This is a genomic window from Aurantimicrobium minutum (genome assembly GCF_029894165.1).
GTDB classification, from domain to species: domain Bacteria; phylum Actinomycetota; class Actinomycetes; order Actinomycetales; family Microbacteriaceae; genus Aurantimicrobium; species Aurantimicrobium minutum_A.
On the sequence record NZ_JARXXU010000001.1, the window covers coordinates 213,770 to 235,299 of the forward strand.

Here is a 21,530-nt window from a genome sequence, read left to right on the forward strand (position 1 = left end):
TTACCCAAAGTTCACCCTCTTCTGTGCTGGCCAGCAGCAAACCTGCGATACCTCATCGCACGCAAACATGACATGGTTAAGAGATGAGTGCGAAGACGCGAGGACCGCGAGTGGGCCTGACAAGAGCTCAACTCCTCTTCGTCCCTGCTGTACACCCCCGTTACGACGCCATGTTCCGGCAATTGCCTTTCGCCGGGTTTTTTCTGATCAGCCTCATTATCTTTGGTATTCAAGTCCCTGAGATTGTGCAGATTCCAGCTCTCTGGGTGGGTGCACTGGCAGGACTAATCGCCACAGTGCTGACGATTTTTAATACCAAACTCATCAACGATGGTGATAACTGGATCACAATCGTCCCGATATTGGACTACATCGCCCTGAGTTGTGTTTCCGTCGTTCAACCCGAGATCTATCTCGCGCCCATGATTCTGCTCTCGGTTATTCCTGCCCTGTGGCTGGGATCTATTGAGAGAACCTACGGATTTGTTCTCGTCCTCGTGATGTCCGGGCTCACCATGCTTCCTTCGGTCATCTTCCATGTTTTCTTAAATAAGGAACTTGAAGTCTCAGAAATCTTGGCACTGCTGTTGATCCCGGCATTCAGCGGAGTAGCAGCCGGAACCATGCACTCGATGACACTGCGCACAGCCATGAAAGAAAAGGCACTGCTCTATCAAGAAGCCCGACTCGAACGCACCGTCATTCAGGAGCGCGAATCTAATCGATTGCTGGACTCCGTCGTCCAGGCAGTGGGCCGTGGACTGCTTGTCATAGACGCGCAAGGGAACGAGATCCTCATCAATAAGCTCATGAGGGCCCATCCGATTCTTTCGTCCACAGAACTAGGTGCGGCAGAACTCGAACATCACGGATGGTTTTTTGGGGCCGATAAAGAAACTCCACTTCCACCTCACGAGGGTCCGGTTTCACGATCACTCCGCGGGGAAAGTTTCACCGCTGCTCTGTACTGGGTAGGTGACCCGAGCACGCATGAAAGATATGCGCTGTCCATCACTTCTCGACCGCTGAAAGAAGCTGACGGTACTTTTCTGGGTGCTGTTCTTGCCCTCCAAGATGTCACCAACTTCATGGATGCTCTCGAAGCAAAAGATACTTTTATCTCGACTGTTTCCCACGAGCTGAGAACTCCACTTACCTCGATAACGGGCTATCTCGAATTGATCCGAGACGAGCAAGATCACCTGCCTTCAGATGTGAAGCACTATCTAGATGTTGCTGAAAGAAATACTCAACGGCTCCTGCTCTTGGTAACCGACCTGCTCACCGTCGCTCGCTCTGAGCGCGGCGAAATTGACCTTAACCTGGAGCAGTGTGACGTGGGACAAATCGTGGATGAAGCCATGATCGCCTTCCAACGTCCAGCTGAAGAAAAGAACATCACACTCACCCGACTGGGGCTCACCGACCTGTCGCTCAATGCAGACAGGGTCCGACTTGCTCAAGTGGTTGAAAACCTTATTTCTAACGGCATCAAATACACCCCCGAGGGCGGGGCAGTCACGGTCAGCGTCCAGAAATCGACGAGCCGTTCAGGTGCCGAAATAATCATTTCCGACACGGGCATGGGCATTCCACTGGAAGAACAAAGCCAACTGTTCACAAAGTTTTACCGTGCGCTTGCTGTTCGAAATGGCTCCATTCCAGGAATGGGATTAGGGCTGTCCATCTGCCAAAAAATTGTGGAATCGCACGGAGGCCAACTCACTCTGGAGAGCGAGCCGAGCCACGGAACTACAGTGACTGTTTTCCTGCCGGCTGCACGTTAAATCCACTGCGGTTCATTTCACCCCAGCTGGCCTCGCGCCCGCGAATGGCTTGCCACCAACCTTGAACTCGCCATATTGCGGTCAACTGACGATAGCCAAAGTTCTCGGCCACAGCGCTAAAGAGTGCTTTCCACAAATCGCTCCAGTGGTCATATCTATGGAAGCTAGCTTCCTCAATAACCATGGCCGCCAGCGTCACAATCACGGCATAGACATAGGCAATCAGGATGAAAAACACTACATATACGGGATCAATGACGCCGAGAACGAGTCCGAGCGGAACGATGATGAGCCCTGCAATCTCCAGGACAGGAGCAAGGAGTTCAAAAAACCAGTAGTACGGAACAGCCAACATTCCCACAACCCCGTAGCGGGGGTTAAAACTCATACGCTTGTATTTCCACAACACTTCCCAGAGACCTCTATGCCACCGGCGGCGCTGGCGAGCTAGTGCTGAAAATGTCTCAGGAACCTCTGTCCAGCTCACAGGCTCTACGACAAAAACAACCCGATATTTGTTGGTCTGTTTGCGCATCCACTCATGCATCCGCATTACCAGCTCGAAGTCTTCACCGATGCTGGATGTATCCATCCCCCCAATTGCCATGACCACGTCACGGCGGAACATCCCGAATGCCCCGGAAATCAGGATCAATGCTTCCAACTGCGACCATCCTGCACGTCCCAACAGAAAAGCGCGAAGATACTCCACTGCTTGAATCTGAGGCAGTAATCGAGAGGGCATCCGGACATTAACCACACGGCCGTTGAGCACCTGAGATCCATTTGCCACACGAACGACGCCACCGCTGGCGATGACCCGGTCAGGATCATCAGCGAAGGGTTGAGAAACCTTGATGAGAGCATCTGGATCAAGGATGGAGTCGGCATCCACGATGGCGATGAGGTCATTGCGTGCAATGTTCAGTGCGCAATTGATGCTGTCCGTTTTGCCTGAATTATCGGAATCGACAACGGTCAGGCGGAGATTAGCGTGGGGGCTAGTCCACACACCGCGAATGCTTCCTAATAGAGGAATCGTGAGGGCAATAGGTCGAGTGTCGTTTACAAGCCCAAAACCGTCAATCAGTGCCTGCAGTGTCGCGTCTGTGCTTCCATCGTTGACCACGATGAGTTCATGATGCGGATGACGGAGGTCTAATACAGACCGGACCGAACTGACGATGACGGCTTCTTCGTTAAAAGCAGACATGATCACACTCACGCTCGGCGTCAAAGGTGATGCTGCCACCGTTCGATCAAGGCTAAACGAAGCACGCCGGAGGTGTTTCACGAATTTAATTCCGGCGAGGAGTACCAACCCCAGATAAGAAGAATTGATCAGCAAAAAATATAAGAGCAGCGGGAGTGCAGTGGCCGCGACAAATTGTGCAAAACCGGCCTGGAGCGCAACGTAGAAGTTCGATAAAAAATCCAACGCGTCACACCCCGTGTGGCGCGGGGAGGGCAGCGCGCTGAACTGCAGGGTCCATCTTGGGTGACTTGAGATAAACAAGGGCGTCAGAGGTCCAAGGTGACGGCAATTGCGCCAGGGCCTGGGTCGCTGCAATGCGGACCGACTTATGGGGATCGCTCAGGGCGGCAGTAGTAAGTGGTTCGACACCCACTCGCATTTGCACCCTGCCCAGTGCACGAGCTGCCATGACACGCACCAGGCGATCGGGGTCGTCCAACAGGCATCTGCCCAGGAGCAATCCGGTGTCAGACCGAGGCATCAAGCTCGCAATAGTGACGGCATTTTGGCGGACCACGGGGCTGGGGTGGCCAAGATATTTTGAAAGCTCAAAGTCGACCGGGCTTGCCGTATCTAACAAGGCACTGCCAGAAATCCAGGAAGGCACCGAGCGAGGTTGTTGAAAGAGACGTTCGAGTTGCCTGATGGCCAACTGAGTATCTGTTCTCCCCAAGGCGCGTGTGGCAACCATGCGAACCTCGCGATTTGAGTCAGACGACAAAGTAATCAGTGCGTCGACTGCCCCTACGGGATTAACCAGACCGAGTAACTCAGCGGCTCGTGCACGGCGGACAGAGTCTTTCGATCGCGCTCGCGTGAACGCTTTCTGAACTGCCCCCAATTCCGTCATCAGAAGGGCAAGGTTGCGTTGTGATTCGCCGCTCACCTCAGCCAACATGCGGAAAGAGATATCGAGTGCTTGTTGGCGAGCAAAAATTCGCAAAGATTTGATTTGGTCAATCAAATGCTCAATTTCCTCGGGATCAGCAACCGTCAACGAAAGCACGAGAGGTCGGACCCGGACATCAAGCCGCGCGAGATGCTGTTCATGTAGCTTTCATATGATGCGTAACCCAATCATGAGAATGAGCAGGGCAAACGAAAAAACTATGACGAAGAGCAGGGCTATCGTCAAGAAATCAATCGTGAATAGATTCATGCCGATGAGTTATGTGCGCGAAAGAACTGAGGTAACGCGTGCTAACAACTCTCGGGGACTAAACGGCTTTGACACATAATCATTGGCCCCCGCGTTGAATCCAGCCTCCACATCATGTTCCTGTGTCTTTGCGGTCAGCAAGATGACGGGGGTTTGGTTACCAGCACTTCGAAGTGCCTGAAGAACATCAATTCCTGACATTCCCGGCATCATGACATCCAAGACGATGGCATCAAAGCCAAGTTGGGTTGCTTTTTCAAGACCAGTGATGCCATCTGCCGCTGTGTCAACATCCAGCCCAGAGGCTTGCAATTTCAGGGCTACGAGGTCACGAATATCGGCGTCATCATCAACAACCAGAACCCGATGAGCACTCATTCAGACCACCCCTTAGCTACCAGAAACTCCTGTGCTTCCAGACTAACCGTGAAGTCTCGACAAATACTCACATGCTCAGAAGGCGCGCAAGCTTTCCGTCAGGTCGCTTCTTTGCTTCGGATAACGCTTGGTCCGCCGACATGAGGATTTCTTGAATGGTCCTGCGTGCTACCCACGGAGTAATTCCAGCGGATAGTTCACACGGTGCCATTCCCGACTGTGTGTGAACGTCACGTTGAGTGATTTCCTGAAGCGTGCGCTCGATATGGTTTTCGACATCTTCGGATTCTTGATAAATCAGAACGACGAATTCATCCCCACCCCAGCGCGCAACGACGGCCTCCGGGAAAGATGACGCCAACCGCCTCCCGACAGTGTTGAGAAATTCATCACCTGCTGAATGTCCAAATGACTGGTTGATAGTACGCAATCCGTCGCAATCGACCAAAACAAAAAACAGTGGGCTCCGCCCTTGCGACAAGTGCTCTTCGAGGCCGCGACGATTGAGAAGCCCCGTGAGGGCATCGGTGGTTGAGTGGTGCTCGAGCAGATCGGCGCGAACCTCTTCAATTCGAATCTCAGCTCGTTCTTTTTCTTGAATTTCACGTTGGCGTGCGGCCCAAATCGCCAGCACACCTACAAGCGCAATGATGACCAAACGAACATTTTGCGCAGGAACGTTACCGTCACTTGCCAACATCCCAAAAAATGCTGCAGACGCAAGGGTGATTCCGCTGATAACTGCGGTGGAAATAGTTCCACCAAATACGGCCGCGAGCATGGGAACAACAGCCAATACGCCCACGTAGGCGGTCTTGGGTCCTTCAAGTGCATCTGCGGTCAGAATGAGGGCAATTGCAATGAGGGGCAACAGAATGCTAAAAATCCAGGCCGGTTTCTTTGTGCTCACGATATTTCCCCCATTTTCCACGCGTTGAACTCTTAGCAGTGAATGTAGCCCACTTAGCTGAGCGAAACCTTCAGCATGGTTTCGCGGTCCACCACCTTGATGCGTGCACGGCCTTCTGGCTCGCCGAGCTTTTGCTCGTATTCATCGAGCTTGGTCCAGCCTTCAGCAGTGGTGTATTCAATGCCGCGTGATTCCATGAGGTCCACAATCGACCCCTCTTCGGGGTTCTCAGGGGTCCACCAGGTTGAGTGGTCGCCAAGAACGTGGGCGATGGTTTCCATCGCATCGCTCTTGGTGTGACCAATCAGACCAACTGGTCCTCGCTTGATCCAGCCGGTGGCGTAGACGCCGGGAATCTGCTGTCCCGCTTCGTCGATGACCTGGCCCTCGCGGTTAGGAATAACGCCCTTCACGGCGTCAAAAGGAACATCCTTCAGTGGGGAGCTGTAATACCCAATAGCGCGGTAGAACGCCTGAATCTCAACCTCACGGATTTCTCCCGTACCGACCACGCCGCCGTTGCCGTTGCCGTCCGGAGCAGTGCGCTCGTATCGCAGTGCGGCGACGTTGCCGTCAGCATCGGAGACAAGTTCGAGAGGGTTGGCATAGAAGTGCAGGTGCAGGCGACGCGACGCTTTCCCGGTTTCGCGGGTGCGCCATTCGTTCATCACCTTGTTGAGAACAAAGACTTGCTTGTTCGAGTCGATAAGGGCCTGGCTTGCAGGGTCAATCACGAAGTCTTCGTCATAGACGATCATGTCAACGTCGCGCAGCTCACCCAGTTCACGCAGTTCCAGGGGTGAGAACTTTGCCTGCGCAGGGCCCCGGCGGCCAAACACGTGCACATCGGTCACCGGAGATGCCTTGAGGCCTTGGTAGACATTGTCGGGAATCTCTGTCACAAGCAGATCATCGGCGTGCTTGGCCAGCATGCGAGCAGCATCGAGGGCAACGTTTCCGTTACCCAGAACGGCAACCGAGGAAGCAGTTAAGGGCCAGGTGCGTGGAACGTCAGGGTGGCCGTCGTACCAGCTGACAAAGTCAGCTGCGCCGTAACTGCCACCGAGGTCGATACCGGGGATATCCATCGGAACATCTTTGGTGGCACCGGTGGAGAAGATCACGGCGTTGTAGTGCTTCTTAAGGTCATCCATCGTGATGTCCACGCCATATTCAACGTTTCCAAAGAGACGAATATCTCCGCGGTCGAGCACCTCACGCAAAGCGCCAATGATGCCCTTAATGCGAGGGTGGTCGGGAGCAACGCCATACCGAACGAGACCATAGGGAGCAGGCAGGTGTTCGAACAGGTCGATAGAGATGTCAAAGTCACGCTCTGCTTTGAGAGCAATATCTGCGGCATAGATGCCGGCAGGGCCGGCGCCAACGATGGCCAGACGAAGCTTGGTCACGGGGAAAGTCCTCTTACATAAAGTCGAGTGAATTCCCAGTTTAGCTGGGGGCAATAGGCTTAACTCGTGAAAATCCTGGTTCTTGGCTCCGGCGCACGCGAGCACGCAATTGTTACTGCCCTCCTGGCTGAAAATGCCGACCACGACATCACGGTTGCCCCCGGCAACGCAGGTATCGCGCACGATGTACCGTGCGTGACCACCGACATCCTCGACCCTGAAGCCGTCGCGTTCCTAGCTGAAGGTCTCGACGTGGACATGGTTGTGGTGGGACCCGAGGCTCCCCTCGTTGCCGGAGTCGCCGACCCTCTGCGCGAAATGGGTATTCCGGTTTTCGGTCCCAACCAGGCCGCTGCAGCGCTGGAAGGCTCCAAGACGTTTGCCAAGCGCATCATGGATGAAGCTGGTGTGCCCACCGGTCGCGCGATCAAAGTTTCTACCCTCCTCGACGCCGAGACTGCTCTCGATGACTACGGCGCACCCTATGTAATCAAGGCTGATGGCCTGGCTGCCGGCAAGGGTGTACTGGTCACCCACGACCGCGATGCTGCTGTTGCCCACGCGTCCCACTACTTGACCCAAGGCTCTGTGCTGATCGAGGAATTCCTCGACGGCCAGGAAGTCTCCTTGTTTATGTTTGCTGACGGACACGATGTGCTCCCGCTGTCCCCTGCACAAGACTTCAAGCGTCTGAAAGACAATGACGAGGGCCCCAACACCGGCGGCATGGGTGCTTACTCCCCGCTGCCATGGCTGGCTGAGCAGTTCGGCAGCGAAGAAGCCTTCGTCACCGAGGTCATCGAAACCATTGCTCTTCCTACCGTGCGCCAGTTGGAAAAGGAAGGCACCCCCTTTCAAGGTCTGCTCTATTGCGGCCTCATCCTCACCGTCAAGGGCATTCGCGTTATTGAATTCAATGCACGCTTTGGGGACCCCGAGACCCAAGTGGTTCTCCCCCGTCTAAAGACTCCGCTGTCTGAACTCATGCTGGCCTCAGCAGAAGGAACCCTGGCTGGCCGCGAGCGCCCCGAGTTCTCTGATGAAGCAGTCGTCACTGTAGTTCTCGCCAGCGAGAACTACCCCGAAACTCCAGTCACCGGTCGCGTGCTGACCGGAATCGATGACGCCAACATGCTCGAGGGTGTGCACGTCACCCACGCCGCTACCGCCGTTCAGGACGGTGACCTCATCGCTAAGGGTGGACGCGTGCTCAGCGTGGTGGGCCGTGGTTCGGACTTCGCCGAGGCACGCTCGCGTGCCTACGAAGGCCTCGCCAAGATTAAGCTCGAAGGCGGACAGTTCCGCAGCGACATCGCGCTCAAGGTTGTGAAGTAAATGACCGGTTTCACCGGCGGAGAGAAGCTCGATCTTCCAGGCTGGGCTCATGCCTACTCGGGCAAGGTTCGTGACCTCTATGTCCCCACCGGAGAAACCCTCGAGTCCACTCCGCGGGTACTGGTGGTAGCCAGCGATCGCGTGAGTGCATTCGATCACGTACTTGAACCGGGCATCCCCGGTAAAGGTGAATTGCTGACACAGCTCAGCATGTGGTGGTTTGATCAGCTCGGTGTTCCCAACCACCTCCGTGAGGGTGACATCCCCGCAGAGGTTCAGGGCAAAGCAATGCTCGTTGCGAATTTGGATATGTTCCCGGTGGAGTGTGTCGTTCGTGGCTACCTCTCGGGCAGTGGCTGGTTGGAATACCAAGAGAGCCAGAGCGTGTGTGGCATTGCCCTTCCTGCGGGACTTCAGGATGGTGACAAGCTCCCCGAGCCCATCTACACCCCCGCATGGAAAGCTCCCTTTGGAGAGCACGATGAGAACATCACTTTTGAGCGCACGGTGGAGCTAGTGGGTCTTGAGGATGCCACCGCTCTGCGTGACCTCTCTCTTCAGATCTTCACCAAAGCAACAGAGTTGGCGGCGGCCAAGGGCATCATCTTGGCTGACACCAAGTTTGAGTTCGGCCGAGACCGCGAGACAGGTGTGATTACCCTTGCGGATGAAGTACTGACCTCTGACTCATCTCGCTACTGGGATGCTGCTGCCTATGCAGCGGGCGCCACCCCTGCCGAGAAGATGACCAGCTTTGACAAGCAAATTGTGCGCAACTGGCTCTCAGTCAACTGGGACAAGAAAGGCACCCCGCCTGAGCTTCCTGTGGACATTGTGGAGCGCACCGCGGATCGCTATCGCGAACTCATCTCTCGCATGTGCAGCTAGCGCTTAACATTTTCCGCGCACTTTTTCACAGCACAGCTGCTGTGCACCTAGCCTAAAGAACATGCCCAGTTTTCTAGATGCCATCTTTGAGGTTCCCCGCACGGGTGCGCCGCTCTGGAAGCGCCTCATTCTGGTCGAGGTGGGACTCATCATTTGCGGCCTCGCTTTTGCCCTGATGTTGCAAGCCACCATCGGTCTCGATCCGTGGGATGCGTTCCACCAGGGCCTCTCCAAGATCACCGGTGTTCCTATCGGAATTGTGGTGATTATTGTGGGTTTTGCCGTGTTGGGATTGTGGTATTTCCTCCGCCAAAAGCTCGGTATCGGCACGATTCTCAACGCCATCACCATTGGCCTAGCCATTGACTTCTTCATCGCGGTGATTCCTGTTGCCGCAAACTTCTGGTGGGGTCTGCTCTACTTCGTTGGTGCCATCTTGATCAATGGTTTGGGCATTGCCATGTATGTCGGCGGTGGCTTAGGTCCAGGGCCTCGAGATGGCCTGATGACAGGTCTGGTTCGGCGCACTGGAAAACCCTTGTGGTTAGTGCGCACCGCGATTGAAGTCGTTGTCTTGTTGCTGGGGTGGGCGTTTGGTGGAGCTATTGGGCTGGGCACCGTGCTGTATGCCTTTGGTATTGGGCCCGTGGCACACGTCATGATGCCCTGGTTCAACCTGGATAAGGTCAAGGAACCCGAAGAACAAGAAGGTCACTAGCTGACTGTCGCTAGATGGAACCCATTCCTAGCTGGTTCATAGGTTCACCTGTCACACTGACAACTATGAAGCGTCACTTGGGATCACCCGCGATTTACGCGATGGTGATTGTGGCGTTCCTGGTTGGCCTCGCCCCGGTTTTTCATGCCGTGTGCATTGCCCCCCATGGCAGCTCATCCCAGGCTTCTGCCCCCATGACGCACGTCATGGCTGATGGCACCGTTATGACTATGTCTACGCCGCACTCGTCTGACGCGATGGCGATGTCCTCACCTTCAGATACAGCTGCAGCTTCCAGCTCAACCCCTGCAGTGAACAACAACGGCATAGACGCAATGGATGTCCTCGGCGGCATCATGATCTCCGCCGGCATCACCCTCCTCACCTTGGTTGGACTCCGGTTCTGCCGGCAAGCTCTTGTCCGAGGGCAGCTAGCCCTGCTTCCGCAGCCTCTCGCAACCCTGCTGCCCTCATGGGGCCAAGCCAGAGCCAGGCCTCCCAGCCAGGTCAATCTGACTACCTTGTGCATTTCCCGAACCTAAGCCATACGTCACAGCGCGCAGGCGACATTCGTCGCGGATGCGCGCAGAAGTAAACACCCCTACTTATTAGACGTAAAGGAATACAACTATGTTCGCAACGAAATACCGCGTCGCCGGAATCACTGCATTGGCTATTGCTGCATCGGTTTCACTCGCAGGCTGCACCATCAATATGCCCGGAAGTACAAGCGACTCCAACGGCATGATGGATGGCGGAATGATGGGAAACAACCAGAATTCTTCTGGCTTCTCAGGTTCTGACATCATGTTTGCCCAGATGATGATCCCTCACCACCAGCAAGCCGTGGACATGTCGACGCTGGCAGAAACCCACACCACTAATCCTGAGCTTCTGGCCTTGGCCAAGCAGATCAAAGACGCTCAAGCGCCTGAGATTGAGCAAATGACGGGGTGGATTAACAACGCAAACGCCTCGATGGATATGGGGCACGACATGGGAATGGGCGGCATGCTCTCGGACAGTGACATGGCCGCACTCGCTGCGGCGAATGGTCCTGCCTTTGACAAGCTCTACCTCGAAGGCATGATCGGTCACCATGAAGGCGCCCTTGACATGGCGCAGATGGTCATTGACTCCAACAATGCAGAAGCCAAAACACTCGGTGAAAACATTGTGAAGAGCCAAACGGCTGAAATTGCTCAGATGAAGAAGATGTTGGCGGGGATGTAAATGGCGACAGCAACCTTCCACGCCACCGGCATGACGTGTCAACACTGTGTGGCAAGTGTGACCTCAGAAGTGAGTGCCATTGCGCATGTCACGCAGGTGTCAGTGGACTTGCCCACGGGCACAGTCACTGTAGACAGCGATGCGCCGGTCTCCCCTGATGCGGTCATCGCGGCCATCGACGCTGCGGGTTATCCAGCCATCGCTGAATAAGAATGCAGGTCAAGAGCCCTCACTTTGAGTGGGGGCTCTTGACCATCACGACGAATTTGCCCAACGTTTCGTGTCCTGTTCTCGAGTGTTTACCTTTCTTCGGTGAAGTGGGGTGTGCACACATCGACGTATCGCCGCTATGTAGCCCTCGGCGATTCCCTCGTTGAGGGTGTTGGTGATGACCGTTTCACCCAGGACCGGATGTATGCCGGCTGGTCTGACCGTCTTGCGGTCCTCCTCAATAGGGTCGCCCTCGACGAGAATGCTGATTTCCTCTACGCAAATCTTGCAGTCCGCAGTCGAAATTCAGAAGAAATCCTGACCGAACAGGTGCAACAAGCCTTGGCTCTGGAACCAGATCTCGTCACCATCATGGCCGGCGCGAATGACTTGTGGCGCCCCCGGAAAAGCTGGGACTCGGTCCGAGCAAACTTTGCGTCCGCAGTCGAACAGCTCCAGTCGGCGGGAATCACTGTTCTCTTGACCAATTGCATTAATCCGATTCATCACTGGTCGCTTCAGGCAGGAACGCAACGTTCCCGCGAACTGACAAAACTTATTGAAGACGTAGCAGCGCAATATTCAGTCGACGTCGTTGATGTTCACCGCAGTCCCACCCTGCGTCGACTCAGAGTGTGGTCCGAGGATCGCGTTCATTTTGGTCCTCGCGGTCACGCGCATGTTGCAAACAAGGCTGCCAAAAAACTCGGTCTGCCCTACCGGGTTGAAACACCGATTCTTCACCCTCGAGCTCGAGACAAGATGAGCCTCTGGGAACACGCGGTGTGGATCTACGTGCACGTCACTCCGTTCGTCGCCCGCCGACTGCGCGGCATTGCAGCGGGTGACAGCATTAATCCCAAGCGGCCCGTGCTCTCTCGTGTTCACGACCACCCATGGACCATTCGATACTCCCAGTCTTCACCGGTCGTTAAGGTGTCATTTCCCCAGACGTCGCTGGTAGCAGAATAAGTATTTATACCGTGTGGTCATGAGCATGAGAATCGCCATCGTCACCGAATCATTTCTCCCCTCACTCAACGGCGTGACCAACTCAGTATTGCGAGTTGTGGACACATTGAAAGAAGCTGGCCACGAGGTCATCATCATTGCCCCCACCGCTCCACAGAAGCGACACCTGGGGTTCAAGGTCATCCGAACACTTGCTGTTCCCCTTATGCAGTTCCAGATTGGTTTACCCCCGCTTGCGTTAGAAGCAACCTTGGAAGAATTCCAACCTGACGTGGTGCACGTGGCATCACCGTTCTTCTTAGGTGGCCAAGCAATTGCCATTGCCAACAAACTCGGTATCCCCACCGTGGCTATCTATCAGACAGATATTGCCGGCTATCTCCAGCGCTACGGCATGAGATTCGCCAAACCTGTTGTGGACAGATTCGTTGCCGCTATCCACGGGCCCGCAACGATGAATCTTGCTCCGACACCTGAGTCAGCTGCATATCTCCTCAAGCTCGGTGTGGAACGTGTCGGAGTGTGGGGCCGAGGTGTTGATCTGGAACTGTTCCACCCCCGCAATAAATCCGAACAGGCAACCCAAGAATTCAAAAACACACACCTCCTCGGCAAGAAAAACCTTGTGGGCTTCGTCGGTCGCCTCGCCCCCGAAAAGCAGGTCCACCGCATGCTAGAGCTGTGCTCCATCCCGGACACGGCCCTCGTGATTGTGGGAGATGGCCCGGAACGGAAAAAACTAGAGGCGCTGTTTGCCGGCAAACCCGTCACCTTCACGGGTGCACTCCGCGGAGCTGAACTAGCTCGTGCGTATGCCTCTCTCGATGCTTTTGTTCACTACGGCACCGAAGAAACCTTTGGCCAGACAATCCAAGAAGCCCAAGCTTCCGCTGTTCCCGTGGTTGCCCCCGCTGTGGGCGGCCCTCGATTCCTCATCACCGACCACGAAAATGGCCGCCTGATTGACCCTGAAGTCACTCACGGTTTCACCGAGGCAGTGGTGGATATTCTGGCAACACCTCGCCTGGCGGCCCGCATGGGTGAAGCTGGCCGACGTTCCGTCCTGAACAAGTCGTGGAAGGCCAACAACGAAAGCTTGTTGAAGACCTATCGCGCAGCTGCTGCTTTCAAGGGATCCGCATTTGAATCAAGCCCTGAATTGGTTTGATGCTCACAGCATCATTGATGCTCTGGGCGCCCTCGCGGTGGTGGGCGTTGCCCTTCTGATCTTCGCTGAAACAGCAACGATTCTGGGTTCCTTCCTGCCCGGGGACTCTTTGCTTTTTCTGGTAGGCCTCGTGCTCGCCACCACCCTGACCTCCTTTCCGCTCGTGCCCGCAATTCTGCTCATCTTTGTGGCTGCAGTTCTGGGTTCCGAAGTTGGTTATTGGGTGGGCCATCAGTTCGGCCCGAAAGTGTTTAATCGTCATGACACCTGGTTTTTCAACAAGAAAGTAGTGGAGAAATCTTCTGAGTTCTATCGGCATTACGGTCCCCGTGCCATCATCTTGGCCCGCTTCATACCCGTGCTGCGTGCACTCGTTCCACTGACCGTCGGAATGTCCAGCTTTGGCTGGCGAGAATATCTTGTCTATAACGTGGCGGGTGGAATTCTGTGGGTGGGTTCTCTCATGACTGCCGGCTACTTCCTGGGCTCCCTTGTTTGGGTGCAGGAACACATCGAACTCGTCGTGATTAGTTTTATTGTGTTGTCGTCACTCCCCCTTCCCATCGAGATCATTCGAAACAAAATAAAGAAGAGAAATAAGTCATGACATCCCCCATCACAAAAGCTGTTATCCCTGCCGCAGGAATGGGCACGCGCTTTCTCCCCGCGACGAAAGCCATGCCCAAAGAAATGCTTCCTGTCATTGATAAGCCCGCGATCCAATACGTGGTGGAAGAGGCTGTCAATAGTGGGTTAGGGCACATTCTGCTCATTACCGGACGGAACAAGCAGGCACTCGAGAATCACTTCGACCGAAATGTTGAATTGGAAACGTTGCTCACTGCCCGCGGAGACACCGACAAATTGGCACAGATTTCTCCCCTCAGTGAAGCCATCGACCTGCACTACGTTCGCCAAGGCGACCCCCTGGGTCTTGGGCATGCTGTGCTCAAAGCAGAGACTTTTGTCGCAGGCGAACCTTTTGCTCTCTTGCTCGGTGACGACATCATCGAGCACGGTGACGAACTCCTGGCGGACATGATTGCTCTGGCGCAACACACCAATGCCACGGTCATCGCACTGATGGAAGTTCCACAGGCACACGTTTCTCGCTATGGCGTTGCCGCCGTCTCCGAGACCGCAGATCCTCACATCTTCACCATTGAAGGCTTTGTTGAAAAGCCCCACGCCGTCGATGCCCCCTCCCGGCTCGTTGCAATAGGTCGTTACGTATTGCAGCCTGGAGTCTTTGACGTGTTGCGCACGGTTCAGCCAGGATTTGGCGGAGAAATTCAACTCTCAGATGCTCTCGACATCATGGCCCGGACGCCCACGATCACCGGCCCCGTCATCGGCCTTGTGCACCAGCACCGACGTTTCGACACCGGAGACAAGCTGTCCTACCTCAAGGCCATCGTTCAGCTGGCCGGGGAGCGAGAAGATCTCGGCACTGACTTCAACAAATGGCTCAAAAAGTACATCACGCGACTTATCTAAATATCGGCGCCAGCTGAAGCTGACGCCGATACTCAGAATGCTGAGTTACTTACCAGATGCCTTGATCTTGGCCAGAAGCTGAGCCTTGTTGAGACCGCTGTAACCCGCGATGCCCTTGGTGCGGGCATAAGCGACAAGTGCTGCCACAGTCCAGCCAGCTGATGGCGTAGCTGTCTGCTGGCGAGGAGCTGCTGGACGCTTGACTGCAGGCTTAGCAGGTGCTTTTGAAGTGGGCTTCGCTGGTGCTGCCTTAGGTGCTGCCTTAGGTGCTGCCTTAGGTGCTGCCTTAGGTGCTGCCTTAGGTGCTGCCTTAGAGGCAGGCTTAGCCGCGGCCTTCTTCGCCTTCTCCACCTGTGCGGTGGCCTTGGTGACGACCTTCGTGGCAACCTTGTTTGCCTTTTTTACGTCTTTCTTTGCCAAAGCCTCGGCTTCGTTAGCAGCCTTCTTTACAGACTTCTTTGCTTTGGTCTCAAGCTTCTTCGCTAGATCGCGAGCTTCAGTGAGCTTCTTGGAGAGCTTCTTCTTGAGCTCTTTTTCTTTATTTTCCTTGGCCATGAGAATTCCTTAATGGTGTGCGTTTCTCTGTGCGTGCGTGAAAAACGTAGGACTCGAAGGTTAACAAATGGCCAGAATTGGCCCGTGTCGCGAACTTGTTCACTTAGCGTTCACTGCCACAGACCATAATGACGGGCATGTCTATCGTGCCTGAACACACCTCACTCCAGGCAGAACTTTCACGCCTGGATGAAGCAACTCCAGCGCGAACACTGATAGATATTTTCACCAGCATGGTGGAGAAATACCCCGATGAATCAGCGTTGGACAATGGCGACGTGCGCCTCAGTTACCGCGAGCTGGCTGATCACAGCGCGGCTATCGCCTTCCAGCTCGAGGCGTGTGGGGTTCGTCGCGGGGATCGCGTGGGTGTTCGTTTGAGTTCCGGAACGACGGAACTGTACATCTCCATTCTGGGAATCTTGGCCGCCGGTGCTGCGTATGTTCCGGTCGATGCGGACGACCCGGACGAACGTGCAGAGCTTGTATTCACCGAAGCCCAGGTTCGAGGAACCATCTCAGGTGAGGGAATCTTCTCCAGTCGTGACGAAAAAACCGGGACGTTCGAATACGGCGGAACGCTTGACTTTGAACTGCTCGGTAGCGACCTCGAACTTCATCACACTCCACAACCAGCCGATGACGCGTGGGTGATCTTCACCTCAGGCTCTACGGGGAAACCCAAGGGAGTTGCCGTGAGTCATCGTTCGGCTGCAGCGTTCGTCGACGCGGAGTCGGAGATGTTCCTGCAATCGGATCCCCTCGGACCTCAAGATCGAGTCCTCGCTGGACTCTCGGTGGCATTTGATGCCTCCTGCGAAGAAATGTGGCTGGCCTGGGGACACGGAGCGTGCCTCGTTCCTGCTCCACGTTCCCTCGTCCGCAGTGGGTCAGACCTGGGTCCTTGGCTGATGGCCAATGGCATCACGGTGGTGTCGACAGTGCCCACGTTGGCCGCAATGTGGCCAGAGGATGCACTGGAAAACATCCGCCTCCTCATTTTTGGCGGCGAAGCGTTCCCTGTAGAACTCGCTGAAAAGCTCGCGGTACCAGGGCGTGAAGTGTGGAACACCTATGGCCCTACCGAAGCAACTGTTGTTGCCTGTGGAGCTCTAGCCACAGGTGTGGGCCCCATGCGCATTGGGCTCCCCCTCGCCGGCTGGGATCTCGCCGTTGTAGATGTGTTGGGTAACCGCGTTGCCCCCGGCGAAACGGGTGAACTCATCATCGGCGGTGTGGGACTCGCCCGCTATCTCGATGAAGAAAAGGATGCCCAGGTTTACGCCCCTTTCCCGACGCTGGGGTGGGAGCGGGCATACCGCAGTGGCGACATGATTCGGTATGAGCCTGAGGGTCTAATTTTTGTGGGGCGCGTCGATGACCAGGTAAAAATTGGTGGGCGCCGTATTGAACTCGGTGAAATCGAAAGTGCTCTCAGTGCTCTACCCAATGTCACGGCGTCGGCAGTGGTTGTGCAACAGACAGCAGCAGGCAACAAGGTCCTGGTTGGATACCTCTCTGTGGTTGATACAACTGCCTTTTCGACCGAAGATGCAGTAGCGGCCTTGCGAAAGTCACTGCCGGCGCCGCTGGTTCCGCTACTGGTTCCCCTGGCTGAACTTCCGGTTCGAACCTCGGGCAAGGTGGACAAAGCAGCGTTGCCGTGGCCGTTGGAAACTCCAGAACTCGAGGATCTTGGCCTGAGCGACATTGAACGCCGCGTAGCCAGCGAATGGGCCCAGGTATTGGGTGTCCCCGTCACCGACCTCAACACGCACTTCTTCGACATCGGGGGTGGCTCGCTCGCTGCCGCCCAGCTTGTGGGCCGACTTCGTTCCATCGATTCCAACATGACGGTGGCCGATATTTATGCCCACCCGCGTTTGGGTTCCATGGCGGATTTCATTGCACACAACACTGATGACTTGACTGCCGAGCCCCACAACTTTCACAAGTCAGAGAAAGTTCCCCGGTCCCCCCAGCTCATTCAGGCGTTACTCTCGATACCGCTTTATGGTCTTGCTGGTTTGAGGTGGTTGTTCTATGCCCTCACCGCCTCGACCGTGGTCAACAGTCTGGGAATTGTTCACTTTCTTCCCGCCATCTCGTGGTCAATTCTGATTCCTGGTGTCCTAATTTTTGGATCCCCGTGGGGACGGATGTTCCTGAGTGTTCTCATCTCACGGCTGGTGCTCTCCGGCGTTGGGCCAGGAAACTACCGCCGCGGAGGATCAACCCACCTTCGACTTTGGTTTGCCGAACAAGCAGCCGCACATATCGGCGCAGTGACCTTAGCCGGCGCTCCCTGGGTGACAGCGTATGCACGGGCACTCGGTGCCCGCATTGGCAAGGGTGTCACCATGCACACGCTGCCTCCGGTTACCGGGATGCTTTTCGTCGGCGAAGGAGCGTCCATCGAGCCTGAGGTGGATCTCACGGGGTATTGGATTGACGGTGACGTCGTCCGTATCGGAGAAATTCGTATTGGCGCTCACTCCACTATTGGTGCCCGCAGCACTTTGGCGCCGGGAACACGCATTGCCAAGTTTGCGGAAATCGCTCCGGGTTCCAGCGTTTTTGGAAAAGTGGCCGCAGGCCAGCTGTGGAGTGGATCTCCTGCCAAACGTGAGGGCAAGGTCAAAGCGTGGTGGCCGGAAGAGCCGGCCCGACAAAGTCGGGCGTGGGGTGCACTCTTTGCTCTGTCTTCAGGACTGTTTTCGCTCTTTCCCCTCATCGCACTGTTGGGCGGGGCTTCCGTCATCGCGTCTTCTCTGCATAACGTGCAGAGTGCGGCTGAGGCACTGGGCATCATCGGAAAGCTGTTCATTCCGGCGACCCTCTTGAGTGGCTTTATTTTTGCACTGTTGGTTCTTGCTTCTGTGAGACTGCTCAGCGTCACGATGCGCGAGGGCGTCTTCCCTGTGCACAGCTGGGCAGGGTGGCAAGCGTGGAGCATCGAGCGCATTCTTGATCTTGCCCGCACGTTCTTGTTCCCGCTGTACTCAAGTTTGTTCACCCCCATCTGGTTGCGCCTGTTGGGAGCCAAGGTGGGTAAGAACGTCGAAGCGTCAACCGTTCTCATGCTTCCCAAGATGTCCACGATCTCCGACGATGTGTTCCTCGCAGATGACACCATGATTGCCCCCTATAGCCTGGGCAACGGCTGGATGTATATCGGTCCAGTCGAGATTGGGAAGCGAGCATTCATTGGGAACTCCGGCCTTGCGCCCGCAGGCCGAAAAGTTCCCAAGGATGCTCTCGTCGCTGTTCTCTCCAGCGCACCACGTAAAGCTAAGGAAGGTTCGTCCTGGCTGGGGTCACCTCCCATGCGTTTGCGTCGCCTCATTGCAGAAGGTGACCGTGAGCGCACCTACCTCCCTTCCACAGGCCTGCGACTGGCCCGTTCAATATGGGAGCTGACACGTTTCATTCCCGTCCTCGTCACGGCTTTGATTGGTTTTGCCGTTGCCTCAACCCTTCTCCTGGTTACCCACTTCTGGGGCTTCTGGATCGCACTTCTGCTCAGCGGTCCGAGTCTGTGGGCTGCAGGAATCGTGGCCGCTGGAATCACGACCGCTGCCAAATGGATCTTGGTTGGGCGCATTACCCCCCAAGAAAAACCACTCTGGTCTTCATTTATCTGGCGTAATGAAGTGGCCGACACCTTCGTTGAGATGGTTGCCGCACCATGGTTTGCCAATTACATGAATGGCACGCTGGGTCTCGTCTGGTGGCTGCGTAGTCTCGGTGCTTCTATCGGGGGCGGCGTCTGGTGTGAAACGTATTGGTTGCCCGAGGCTGACCTCGTCACTTTGGGGGATGGTGCCACCGTCAACCGAGGCACGGTCCTGCAAACCCACCTTTTTCATGACAGAGTGATGAGCATGGACCGCGTGGTTGTAGAAACGGGCGGAACACTGGGGCCCCACAGTGTTCTCCTTCCTGCTGCGCAGATTGGTGCGCACAGCACCGTCGGTCCCGCTTCCCTCGTGATGCGTGGAGAGCTCGTCCCCGAAGGAAGCCGCTGGAGTGGTAACCCGATTGGTCCTTGGCGTGAGGTCACGGTGAGAAAGTATTTCTCTCACACGGGCGCCATTAAGACTGTGTGAGTATGAGCCTCGATCGATACACCCCCGACTCAGGGAGTGCCGACTATACGGTTGAGCACTACGACCTTCGCCTGCGCTACAGAATGTCCACCAGTCACCTCACTGCCGTCGCCATTCTTGACGTGACGTTGCTGGCTGCGGTGCGACAGATTTCCCTGGATCTGTGTGGAGTGCGGGCAGGCAAAGTATTAATCGCCGGTCGGGCTGTTAAAAATGTCAAGCAATCCTCCACCAAGCTCACCCTCAAGCTCCCCGAGGAAATGTCTGCGGGCAGCAAGTTCCAGTGTGAGATTCACTACGCGGGATACCCTCGTCCCCGGAGCTCCCGCTGGGGTGCTGTCGGGTGGGAGGAACTCACCGACGGTGTCGTCGTTGCCGGTCAACCCACGGGTGCTCCTACCTGGTTCCCCTGTAATGACCACCCCCGGTATAAGTCAACGTTCGACATTTCTGTGACAACCGAAAAGAACTACACGGTTGCCGCCACGGGTGAATTAATGAGCACGACCGAGAAATCGGGTCTGACCACCTGGAATTTCCGCCAAATGGCTCCTACTCCGAGCTATCTAGCCTCCGTCCAAATTGGCCGCTACCGTCAACACAATCAAGATGTGGGTGGCGTGAACGTCAACACCGTTTTCCCTCCCGACCGGGCGCACCAGGTTCACTCTGACCTCTCCAAGCTCGATGACATGATGGTCTACTTCTCTCAGATTTTTGGGCCATATCCATTCGAGAGCTACACCCTGGTTGCGACCGCTGACGAGCTCGAAATCCCGCTAGAAGCTCAAGGAATGGCCATTTTTGGAGCCAATCACCTCGACGGCACCAACCCTGAGGAACGTCTCGTTGCCCACGAGCTTGCCCACCAGTGGTTTGGCAACAGTGTGGGCATCGCCCAGTGGAGTGACATCTGGCTCAATGAAGGATTCGCCTGCTACGCCGAGTGGCTGTGGTCTGAAGCTGCCGGAGGCATCACCACCCAAGGCATGGTGGAATCCCACCATGTCCTGCTCCGTCAACTCGATCAAGACATCATTGTGGGCGATCCAGGCCCCGATCTCATGTTTGATGACCGGGTCTATAAGCGTGGTGCTCTCACATTGCACGCGCTGCGAAAGACGGTGGGTGACGAGGCGTTTTTCACCATCCTGCGTGAATGGGTTTCGCAGTATGCCCATGCCTTGGCAACCACGGAAGATTTCATTAGATTGAGCCAAGAACACAGCACAACATCGCTGGCGGCGCTCTTCGACAACTGGCTTTTTACGCCCCAGCTTCCAGCTCTGCCTTAACCGGGCAACGTCTCGATGACAGCAGAAACGACGACGCCTGCCGGTGCCTCGAGCGGGATGAAAGCGTAGATTTCTGCCGAGCCCCGCACCTGGCCATATTTCTCGCCGTCGCGTTCAGAAATCTCTACATCGGAGAAGTCGATCAGAATACCCCGTCCATCTGCCTTCACCACGGCTTCGTAGTCACACCAGCCCTGCAGAGTAATTGACGTGGTGCTGTGAAGAATCCCCACTTGACGTTCTTCTGATGGATGTCCGCTCTCGATATCGATGCCGACTTTTCGTCCGTGTGCAGCAAAGGCAACCGCATGGTCACCGCTATATGCCACCGACACATTCAGATCACTCCCGCGAATACTGATGGCGCCATGGTCGCCGCCACACACAGCACACTGAGCAGCGGGAGTGATGTTCTGCCAGTCCTGCTGGAGAATTTCAGAAGCGAGCTTGCGTGCATAAAATCTCCCCGCTAGATATCTCTTGGCGAGAGCGGGTGGGAGTGAGAGTGAACGGCTTTCCTCAGTTTGGGACAAATAAGGCAAGAGTGACTGATGTTGTAAATCCGTGAGACTCGGTGTTCCCCACATTAACGAATATGAGTGAAAGGTCTCGCTCACAGCAGCAGCTTTGCAAAGGGACAGAACACGTT

The 21,530-nt window shown here is 55.6% G+C and carries 20 protein-coding genes; 13 read left to right on the forward strand and 7 right to left on the reverse strand.

Going from position 1 to position 21,530, the window contains the following annotated elements:
• Nucleotides 1–83 precede the first annotated feature (83 nt).
• Nucleotides 84–1,787 (forward strand): sensor histidine kinase, encoded by a 1,704-nt coding sequence (locus M2119_RS01085; protein ID WP_280803129.1) that lies wholly within the window; start codon nt 84–86, stop codon nt 1,785–1,787.
• Here the strand turns inward: M2119_RS01085 and M2119_RS01090 are convergent.
• The 5 genes from M2119_RS01090 to M2119_RS01110 form a co-directional block, all read right to left on the reverse strand.
• The gene (locus tag M2119_RS01090; RefSeq protein ID WP_280803130.1) at nt 1,753–3,039 is read right to left on the reverse strand and encodes a glycosyltransferase; all 1,287 of its coding nucleotides are present in this window, start codon (nt 3,037–3,039) and stop codon (nt 1,753–1,755) included. The two genes, M2119_RS01085 and M2119_RS01090, sit on opposite strands and share 35 nt — an antisense overlap.
• A gap of 190 nt (nt 3,040–3,229) precedes the next feature.
• Entirely contained in the window at nt 3,230–4,006 is a 777-nt protein-coding gene (locus tag M2119_RS01095) for a HEAT repeat domain-containing protein (RefSeq protein ID WP_280803131.1), read from the reverse strand.
• Nucleotides 4,007–4,210: 204 nt separating this feature from the next.
• Nucleotides 4,211–4,579, reverse strand: a complete 369-nt coding sequence (locus M2119_RS01100) for a response regulator transcription factor (protein ID WP_280803133.1) — start codon at nt 4,577–4,579, stop codon at nt 4,211–4,213.
• A gap of 67 nt (nt 4,580–4,646) precedes the next feature.
• Nucleotides 4,647–5,489: a GGDEF domain-containing protein gene (locus tag M2119_RS01105; protein WP_280803134.1), complete on the reverse strand. Its 843-nt coding sequence runs from the start codon at nt 5,487–5,489 to the stop codon at nt 4,647–4,649.
• Between the two features lie 53 nt (nt 5,490–5,542).
• Entirely contained in the window at nt 5,543–6,901 is a 1,359-nt protein-coding gene (locus tag M2119_RS01110) for an FAD-dependent oxidoreductase (RefSeq protein ID WP_280803135.1), read from the reverse strand.
• A 66-nt stretch (nt 6,902–6,967) separates the two neighbouring features.
• Here M2119_RS01110 and purD point away from each other — a divergent pair, with 66 nt between their 5' ends.
• From purD to M2119_RS01160, 10 genes are all read left to right on the forward strand, one after another.
• The gene (purD, locus tag M2119_RS01115; RefSeq protein WP_280803136.1) at nt 6,968–8,236 is read left to right on the forward strand and encodes a phosphoribosylamine--glycine ligase; all 1,269 of its coding nucleotides are present in this window, start codon (nt 6,968–6,970) and stop codon (nt 8,234–8,236) included.
• A complete protein-coding gene (locus tag M2119_RS01120) occupies nt 8,237–9,124 on the forward strand; it encodes a phosphoribosylaminoimidazolesuccinocarboxamide synthase (RefSeq protein WP_280803137.1) in 888 nt (295 codons plus the stop codon).
• A 61-nt stretch (nt 9,125–9,185) separates the two neighbouring features.
• Entirely contained in the window at nt 9,186–9,842 is a 657-nt protein-coding gene (locus M2119_RS01125) for a YczE/YyaS/YitT family protein (protein WP_280803138.1), read from the forward strand.
• Between the two features lie 65 nt (nt 9,843–9,907).
• A complete protein-coding gene (locus tag M2119_RS01130) occupies nt 9,908–10,384 on the forward strand; it encodes a hypothetical protein (protein ID WP_280803139.1) in 477 nt (158 codons plus the stop codon).
• An 88-nt stretch (nt 10,385–10,472) separates the two neighbouring features.
• On the forward strand, nt 10,473–11,075 hold the full coding sequence (locus M2119_RS01135; RefSeq protein ID WP_280803140.1) for a DUF305 domain-containing protein: 603 nt from the start codon (nt 10,473–10,475) through the stop codon (nt 11,073–11,075).
• The gene (locus tag M2119_RS01140) at nt 11,076–11,285 is read left to right on the forward strand and encodes a heavy-metal-associated domain-containing protein (protein ID WP_280803141.1); all 210 of its coding nucleotides are present in this window, start codon (nt 11,076–11,078) and stop codon (nt 11,283–11,285) included. It begins immediately after the preceding gene.
• A 102-nt stretch (nt 11,286–11,387) separates the two neighbouring features.
• Nucleotides 11,388–12,257: an SGNH/GDSL hydrolase family protein gene (locus M2119_RS01145; protein ID WP_280803142.1), complete on the forward strand. Its 870-nt coding sequence runs from the start codon at nt 11,388–11,390 to the stop codon at nt 12,255–12,257.
• 19 nt (nt 12,258–12,276) lie between these two features.
• Nucleotides 12,277–13,425, forward strand: coding sequence for a glycosyltransferase family 4 protein (locus M2119_RS01150; RefSeq protein ID WP_280803143.1), 1,149 nt, complete (start codon nt 12,277–12,279; stop codon nt 13,423–13,425).
• Nucleotides 13,400–14,032: a DedA family protein gene (locus tag M2119_RS01155; RefSeq protein WP_280803144.1), complete on the forward strand. Its 633-nt coding sequence runs from the start codon at nt 13,400–13,402 to the stop codon at nt 14,030–14,032. Before M2119_RS01150 ends, M2119_RS01155 begins: the two co-directional genes overlap by 26 nt.
• On the forward strand, nt 14,029–14,922 hold the full coding sequence (locus M2119_RS01160) for a UTP--glucose-1-phosphate uridylyltransferase (RefSeq protein ID WP_280803145.1): 894 nt from the start codon (nt 14,029–14,031) through the stop codon (nt 14,920–14,922). Before M2119_RS01155 ends, M2119_RS01160 begins: the two co-directional genes overlap by 4 nt.
• A gap of 45 nt (nt 14,923–14,967) precedes the next feature.
• Here the strand turns inward: M2119_RS01160 and M2119_RS01165 are convergent, their stop codons facing one another.
• Nucleotides 14,968–15,477 carry a hypothetical protein gene (locus M2119_RS01165; RefSeq protein ID WP_280803146.1) on the reverse strand — a complete coding sequence of 170 codons (510 nt, stop codon included), beginning with the start codon at nt 15,475–15,477 and terminating at the stop codon, nt 14,968–14,970.
• A gap of 137 nt (nt 15,478–15,614) precedes the next feature.
• Here M2119_RS01165 and M2119_RS01170 point away from each other — a divergent pair, with 137 nt between their 5' ends.
• Nucleotides 15,615–19,586: a Pls/PosA family non-ribosomal peptide synthetase gene (locus M2119_RS01170; protein ID WP_280803147.1), complete on the forward strand. Its 3,972-nt coding sequence runs from the start codon at nt 15,615–15,617 to the stop codon at nt 19,584–19,586.
• A gap of 2 nt (nt 19,587–19,588) precedes the next feature.
• Nucleotides 19,589–20,881, forward strand: coding sequence for a M1 family metallopeptidase (locus M2119_RS01175; protein WP_280803148.1), 1,293 nt, complete (start codon nt 19,589–19,591; stop codon nt 20,879–20,881).
• Here the strand turns inward: M2119_RS01175 and M2119_RS01180 are convergent.
• Nucleotides 20,878–21,414 carry a 4'-phosphopantetheinyl transferase family protein gene (locus M2119_RS01180; protein WP_280803149.1) on the reverse strand — a complete coding sequence of 179 codons (537 nt, stop codon included), beginning with the start codon at nt 21,412–21,414 and terminating at the stop codon, nt 20,878–20,880. The two genes, M2119_RS01175 and M2119_RS01180, sit on opposite strands and share 4 nt — an antisense overlap.
• Nucleotides 21,415–21,530: the final 116 nt, after the last annotated feature.